Origin of the sequence: Collinsella sp. AM38-1BH (genome assembly GCF_003467545.1) — a bacterium.
In the GTDB taxonomy this organism is placed as follows: domain Bacteria; phylum Actinomycetota; class Coriobacteriia; order Coriobacteriales; family Coriobacteriaceae; genus Collinsella.
On the sequence record NZ_QSHC01000026.1, the window covers coordinates 1 to 7200 of the forward strand.

Sequence of the window (7200 nt, forward strand, 5' to 3'; positions counted from 1 at the left end):
CCTGCTCACGACGGAGGCCACATTAAGTGGCCTCCTGTTCGTGCGGAACTCGCGATAAAGTTCATATGCGGCCGCTGGCGCCCGGGCAGCGCCGGGGACCGCACCCGTACGACTACAGCGTCATGTTTGGATCGGCGTCGACGTCGAACGGCGAGATTTCACCTCGGTCGAATTTACGGCGAGCGACCTCCGCGATCATGGCTGCGTTATCGGTGCAGGCAGACAAGGGCGGCACCGTTACGCGAATCCCCTGACGCCCAAGCTTCTTGATCATCATCTCGCGCAGATGCGGGTTGGCCGAGACGCCGCCACCAATGCAGTATTCCTTGCATCCGGTAGCGTGCAATGCGTTTTTGGCCTTCTTGTACTGCACGTCAAAGACAGCTGCCTCAAACGAAGCTGCCAGATCGGGCAGGTGAATCGTGCGCCCGGCCTTGGTCTCCTGTTCAATGTAGAGCGTCACAGCGGTTTTAAGGCCCGAAAGCGAGAAGCGATAGTCTCCTCTGCTGTTAAGCGCACGGGGGAAATCGATCGCCTTGGGGTTGCCCGTCTCGGCCAGCTTGGAAATGATGGGGCCACCGGGATAGCCCAGACCCAATGCCTTGGCTACCTTGTCGAAGGCCTCGCCCACAGCGTCGTCGAGCGTCTCACCAAGTACCTCGTAGTCGCCCCATGCCTTCACGTGCACGAGCATGGTGTGCCCGCCCGAGACAAGCGTGAAGATGAACGGCGGCTTGAGGTCGGGCTGCGCCAGCAAGTTGGCAAACAGGTGCCCCTCCAGATGGTTGACGCATACGAGCGGCTTACCGGCAGCGTAGGCAAAGCCTTTGGCAAAGGCGACGCCCACCACGAGGGCGCCCACCAGGCCCGGACCCTGTGTCACGCCCACGGCGGCAAGCTCGCTGGGAGCAATGGCTCCACCCTCAAGGCCAAGCGATGCTGCGGCATCCTCGAGCGCCGCATCCACGACACTCACAATCACCTCAACGTGTTTGCGCGAGGCGATCTCGGGCACCACGCCGCCAAAGCGGGCATGGAAATCAATCTGTGTCGACACCTGGTTGGCCAGCATATTGCCATCCGCATCGATAATCGCCACGGCCGTCTCGTCGCAGGAACTCTCGATAGCGAGCACTAGGCGGCGGCGCTCAATTTCGGCACGCTCCCCCTCGGAGCGCCCAGGAGCAGGCAGCGGCCATACGCGCTGCTCTGCCGCCGTCGGCTCGGGCGAAGCATTGTCGACCGGAAGCACGAGGGGCAGCGGAGCCGTCATGACGATGGCATCCTTGCCGGCACCATAGTAGCCGCGGCGCCGTCCTGCCTCGGTAAAGCCCAGAGCGTTATAAAGCGCGATCGCTCCCTCGTTGCCGTCCTCGACCTCGAGCGAAGCCGTGGTGCAGCCGAGCATCTGGGCATCATAGCTCACATGCGACAGCAGCTTGCGGGCAATGCCCTCACGGCGATGTGCCGGGTCGACGGCGACATCCAGAATCTGCACATCACCGTCCACGACCATACCGCCGGCAAGGCCCAGTAGCTTGCCGTCGTCGTGTGCCACCCACCAACTACGCGGCGCAGCGACGTCCTCGCCCAGTTCGGACAGGAACATGCCCGGCGTCCACGCCTCGTGTCCGGCACCTTCAAAGCAGGCAGCCTCCAGCGCGCTCGCGCCCTCGGCATCCGCCGCGCCCATGGGACGGAACTGCAGATGACGACCGGCGAGCTCATCGGCAACGCCCGTAATTTCGCTCTGCGCACTCTCGGCAAGACCAAGACGCTTGCGCTCGTTTTCCTCGGCATCCGAAAGGCGCGTGTAAATCGGCAGGACGCGGGCCGGATCGCCGTCACCCGCAGCGTGCGCGAGCAGCAAGCCCTCGCCCGAAGGCCACCACAGGTCGCGCTCCACGCAGCGGGCGGTCTCGTCCTCACCCAGCAGCTTGCCATAGCGCACGAGACCGTCACCGGTCAGCTGAACCTGGTCCCAGTCTGCTGCTTGGCGCCACTCATCGAGCGCCACGGCGGCCTTGACCACGTGTTCGCGCTCAAATTGACGCTCGGGACCCTCATCGACCAGCATATACAGCGCCGGATATACCTCACCGCGCATAGCATCGGCCAAGATACCAAGCTTGCCGCGCACACCAGCCTTCCACGCCGTCCAAGCGCAAGCGTCGAGCGTCGACACGCCCAGCAGCGGAACATTGGCACCGCGCGCGAGGCCCTTGGCAGTGGAGATGCCGATGCGCACACCCGTAAACGACCCCGGGCCGCGGCCGACCACGTAGCAACCAACATCGCTGCGATCCAGACCGGCTTGAGCCAGCACGTCATCAACGGTATTCACGAGCTCAACGTTGGCGTGACGGCGACACATGTGGTCGCCACTCACGAGCTTCGTCTCGCCCGTCTGCCCATCAATCCAGCTTGCCGCGCAGGCAAGCATGTCGGTCGAGGTATCGAGCGCCACCACCAGCGCGTTGTCGTTATGCAAGCTCATCTTGTACAGCCTTATCAATCAAATGGGAAAGCTCCATTGCGCGGTCACCGTGCGCCTCAAGCGTTATCGTTCGCACATCGCTGTCGCCCTCATCACGCTTGAGCGTCACCGAAAGATACTCATCCGTCAGCTCGTCCTGGAATTGTTCGCCCCATTCCAGCAGGCAGGCACCCTCATAGCCCAGCACATCGAAAATGCCCGTATCCTCGAGCTCGTAGGCATGCTCCAAGCGGTATAGATCAAAGTGAAACAGCGGAATACGACCTTGATCGTGAACGGCCATGAGCGCAAACGTAGGGCTCGTAACCATATGCCCATCGCCCAGCCCGCGCGAGACGCCCTTGGTAAAGTGAGTTTTGCCCACTCCCAGGCCACCGGTCAGGATGAGCACATCGCCGTCCTCAAGGCACGGTGCAATTAGCTCGCCAAAGTACTCCGTATCGGCAGCGCAAGTCGTTTTGTAAGTACCTACCCCCAGGCGCTCCAGGGACATATATGCTCCTTATTATTCCGAGGCGTCCTCTGGTGCGGGATGTCGCTCCAGATAATCGCCCAGCATCTTAAAGTCTTCCTCCAGCAGCTCCTGCCACGCCGGATTGCGCAGCGCTGCTGCCGGATGAAAAGTGGGCATTACTACAAAATGCCCCATCTGGTGGAACCTGCCGCGCAGCTTAGTAATGCCAATCTCGGTCTTAAGCACAAAGTGCGTCGCGGGGTTGCCGAGCGTCACGATAATATCAGGCCAGATGCTTCGAATCTGCTCACGCAAAAACGGCGAGCAAGCCAGCACTTCCTCGGGACGCGGATTGCGGTTTCCCGGCGGGCGGCACTTAAGCACGTTGGCAATGTAGACGTCTTCGCGTTTGAGCCCCGCCAGCGACAAAATGCCGTTGAGGTCCTCGCCTGCCGCCCCCACAAAGGGCTCGCCCTGCAAATCCTCATTGCGGCCCGGCGCCTCACCAATAAACATCACGCGAGCGCGGGGGTTTCCCACGCCAAACACGATATTGTGACGCGACTGGTAGAGCTGGCAGAGGTGACAATCGCCCAGAACGGCCTCAATTTCCTCGAGTGCGACCTCACGTGGCGCCTGATGGGTATGGCCGGGGATGTGCATGACGCCCATAGTGGCTCCTACACGTAGATCTTGTCGAGACGCATGCCAAAGCCGCAGGCGACCTCGTAGTTAATCGTTCCGCGCAGTCGGGCCATCTCGTCCATGGTAATCTCGGCATCGCCATCGCGGCCGACAATGATCATCTCGTCACCATACTCGGCCTCGGGAATCTCGTGTGCCGGGTTGGACTGAATGGCGACCATAAACTGGTCCATGCAGATATTGCCAACCTGATGCACGCGCTCGCCGCGATACAGCACATCCATACGATTGGAAAGCGTACGCGATAGGCCATCGGCATAACCGATCGGCAGCGTGCAGATCTGAACGCGCGTACGCGGTACGCGGTAGGTAAAACCGTAGCCCACACCCTCACCCATCGCAGGGTGTGCCACGCGCGTCACACGCGCATGGACGCTCATAACGGGATCAAGCTGCATCACGCGGCCACTCAGCTCGCACGGCTGCATGCCATACAAGCCAACGCCGGCGCGGATCATATCAAAATGCATCGAGGGGTCGAGCATCGAGGACGGCGTGTTGGCGCAGTGCACGATACCACACTCAAAACCCGCATCCTTAATGGCCTGAACGGCCTCGGTAAAGCGCTGACACTGCAGCTTGTAGTCCCAGCCCGAAGGTTCATCGGCCGTGGCGAAGTGCGTAAATACGCCGTCGCACTGAATACCGCGATGGAAATTTATACCGCGGACAAAGTCGAGCACCTGCGTGTAGTGAACGCCGATACGATTCATGCCCGTCTCGATGGCGAGATGATACTTGCCCACTTTGCCCGCCGCGACGGCACATTCGCCATACGCAAGAGCAAAGTCAGACGTATAGACCGAGGGCATGATATCAAACTCGAGCAACGTCGGAATGGCCTCGATAGGCGGCTCGCTTAGGATGAGGATGGGTTTCGTAATCCCGCCCTGTCGGAGCTCAACGCCCTCGTTAACCGTCGCCACGGCAAACATGTCGGCACCGGCCGAATACATGATCTTGGCGCACTCAACAGCTCCATGACCATAAGCATCGGCCTTGACCACGCAGCACAGGCGCTGACGTGGATTCAGCAAGTTCTTATAGGCCCTCGTGTTGCGACGGAGCGCCCCGCGGTCGATCTCGACCCAGGACCAGCGCGTCAAATCGGCTTTATTCATGATTAGTCATCCGACCCTTCGTCCATGATTCCCAGATCTTCGAGCGCATCCTTTGCCGCCAGTTCCATGGCAGGACCGATCAAGTCGATAAGATCGGTCGCGATGACGCTCTTCTCACCATACTCCGTCGCCGCGGCAAAACCGGCGTAGCTGTGAAGTGCGACGGCGTACGAATACAGCAACTCCCAACGATCCATCTCGTCGCGCATGGTGGCAAGCGTGCCGGCCAAAATACCCGCGAGAACATCACCCGAACCGGCAGTTGCCAGAGAAGCCGGACCCGAGAGCGGCAGCAGCACACGCTCAACGCCACAGATAGCCGTCGTCGGCCCCTTGGCAATGACCACCAGATTGTCGGAGCCTGCAGCCCAGACAACCTTCTGCGCGGCCGCAATCGCGGTACCAAGGTCGTTCACCTCGTCACCGGCAACCAGACGCGAAAGCTCACGATAGTGCGGCGTCATAACCAACGGCTGCTCGCGACGATACATCTCGGGATTACTATCAATACCGTCAATGGCAATCTTAGCAAGGCAGTTGAGTGCATCGGCGTCCAAAATAAGCGGCACATCAAGCTCGAGCAAGCCCGAAACCACCTGCATAGCGCCGGCAGATGTCGTCATACCGGGACCGCACAGTACACAGCTGTACTTCTTTGCAATCTCGCACACAGTCATGCGCGCAGCGGCGCCAAAGGAGCCGCGGGAATCAGACGGAATAGCAAAGACGGGAATCGAAGGAAGTGCCATGCGAATAAGATTGGCGCAGGCGTCAGGAGCCGCGACTGCCACGTAACCAGCACCCGCGCGAGCTGCAGACTTGGCCGCCATAATGGCAGCACCAGGATATTGCGCAGATCCGGCGACAATAAGCACAGAGCCACGGGAATACTTATCGATATTCGTAGGTAGTGGAGCAAAGTAATCAACTAAGTCACCGGGCTCGACAATCTCGGCGGCGTGGTCGACATCATCGATGACCTCGTCAAGACGGTCGTAAAGATTGCCGCAGATCAAATCGCCAGCATACTCAGGGCCATCAGCGCTATACAGACCAATCTTGGGCGCAATCATCGTCACCGTATGCTCGGCACGAATGCAGTCGTCATCAACAACGCCCGTCTCGGCATTCAGGCCCGAGGGGACATCAATGGATACGACACAATCGGCGCATTCATTGACCGTAGGAATCCAGATGGAGAATGGCGCACGCAGATTCCCGTGGAAACCGGTACCAAAAATGGCATCAACAACAACATCGGCCTTATCGATCAAAACCTCGAGTTCGTCACGCGAGGGCCCGACACAAACGTGCACATCGCGGCCGGCAGTACGACGAGCAACATGACGTGCCAGAGCAGCAGGAATCTCATCCGGCTCAACCGGAGAAACGATATCGACGTCCACACCCTTATGGCTCAGAATATCGGCGGCAACCCAACCGTCGCCGCCATTATTACCAAAACCGACCAGAACGAGAACCCGATCGGGATTGAGCTTCAAGACCTCGTTGGCGGCAAACTCACCCGCTAGCTCCATAAGCTCGGCCTTCGAAGTCCCTTCGCGTTCGATGATATCCTCGAGACGAACGACTTCTTCGGTACTCAAAACCGGTTTCATCTATGCTCCTAGCGTATCTTGCGAAGCATCGCCCAGGTGCTCCGTCAATGCTGAATTCTGCAGCTGCTCAAGCTCATCTAAAACAGAGCGAGCCTCTTTAAATGTCTGCGCTACGCGTTTCTTGGTACTCACCTTTTCCTCTTTTGGCTTAGGCCGAGCATCTTCGGTAATCGCGATTGCATTCGCAACGGCTAAGTCTCCTGTAAGCGTAATGGAAAGAGCGACCTCAACAACACCCAGCTCTTGAGCGATCTCGAGAGCACGGCCCGAAAGCAGCGCCTTCGGTTTGCCGAGTTTATCACGCGTAACCGAAACATCCTTGCGACCAACGCCTTGACTAAAACCCGTGCCGAGAGCTTTAAGTACCGCCTCGCGCGAAGCAAAGCGGCTGGCATAGTGAGCAGCGGGACGCGATGATGCATCACAATACGCACGCTCTTCTTCGGTAAACACACGCCGAGCAAACGTCGGCGTCTTTTCAAGAATTGATTTCATACGGGAAATCTCGACGATATCAACGCCGATACCAGCTTCAGCCATGTTCACCTCCATATCGCACAGACTAAGTTATTGTAGCCCGTTCACAGAAGATGCGACAAACGAGGGTTATAAAACACAGCTACTATGTGAGACAAAAGCCCGCAAACGCAAAAAAAGGGGAGGCCGCGAGGCCTCCCCCTTCCAAGTTCGATGACGGCTCGGTGCCGTCCACCGGTCAGCGGCGCCCTGGCCTCCCACGGGCTGACCCCGCAGTACTCTCGGCGCGATGGGGCTTAGCTTCCGGGTTCGGAACGGGACCGGGCG

The 7200-nt window shown here is 59.2% G+C and carries 6 protein-coding genes and 1 rRNA gene; all 7 read right to left on the reverse strand.

Features of this window, described 5'->3' with window-relative positions:
- Positions 1-112 precede the first annotated feature (112 nt).
- On the reverse strand, positions 113-2497 hold the full coding sequence (gene tsaD, locus DW870_RS09100) for a tRNA (adenosine(37)-N6)-threonylcarbamoyltransferase complex transferase subunit TsaD (RefSeq protein WP_117877553.1): 2385 nt from the start codon (positions 2495-2497) through the stop codon (positions 113-115).
- Entirely contained in the window at positions 2484-2990 is a 507-nt protein-coding gene (tsaE, locus tag DW870_RS09105) for a tRNA (adenosine(37)-N6)-threonylcarbamoyltransferase complex ATPase subunit type 1 TsaE (protein WP_006235849.1), read from the reverse strand. The genes tsaD and tsaE overlap by 14 nt, the downstream gene beginning before the upstream one ends.
- A 12-nt stretch (positions 2991-3002) precedes the next feature.
- Positions 3003-3623: a uracil-DNA glycosylase gene (locus tag DW870_RS09110; RefSeq protein WP_006235848.1), complete on the reverse strand. Its 621-nt coding sequence runs from the start codon at positions 3621-3623 to the stop codon at positions 3003-3005.
- Between the two features lie 8 nt (positions 3624-3631).
- Positions 3632-4777 carry an alanine racemase gene (gene alr, locus DW870_RS09115; protein WP_117877555.1) on the reverse strand — a complete coding sequence of 382 codons (1146 nt, stop codon included), beginning with the start codon at positions 4775-4777 and terminating at the stop codon, positions 3632-3634.
- A gap of 2 nt (positions 4778-4779) precedes the next feature.
- Positions 4780-6396, reverse strand: coding sequence for an NAD(P)H-hydrate dehydratase (locus tag DW870_RS09120; RefSeq protein WP_082222952.1), 1617 nt, complete (start codon positions 6394-6396; stop codon positions 4780-4782).
- Positions 6397-6936, reverse strand: coding sequence for a holo-ACP synthase (acpS, locus tag DW870_RS09125; protein WP_117877557.1), 540 nt, complete (start codon positions 6934-6936; stop codon positions 6397-6399).
- Between the two features lie 173 nt (positions 6937-7109).
- Positions 7110-7200 (reverse strand): 5S ribosomal RNA (rrf, locus tag DW870_RS09130); the annotation flags it as partial.

Coding starts and splice junctions, on each gene's coding strand:
- tsaD (WP_117877553.1), bottom strand. CDS start 2,497: ATGAGCTTGCATAACGACAACGCGCTGGTGGTGGCGCTCGATACCTCG.
- tsaE (WP_006235849.1), bottom strand. CDS start 2,990: ATGTCCCTGGAGCGCCTGGGGGTAGGTACTTACAAAACGACTTGCGCT.
- DW870_RS09110 (WP_006235848.1), bottom strand. CDS start 3,623: ATGGGCGTCATGCACATCCCCGGCCATACCCATCAGGCGCCACGTGAG.
- alr (WP_117877555.1), bottom strand. CDS start 4,777: ATGAATAAAGCCGATTTGACGCGCTGGTCCTGGGTCGAGATCGACCGC.
- DW870_RS09120 (WP_082222952.1), bottom strand. CDS start 6,396: ATGAAACCGGTTTTGAGTACCGAAGAAGTCGTTCGTCTCGAGGATATC.
- acpS (WP_117877557.1), bottom strand. CDS start 6,936: ATGGCTGAAGCTGGTATCGGCGTTGATATCGTCGAGATTTCCCGTATG.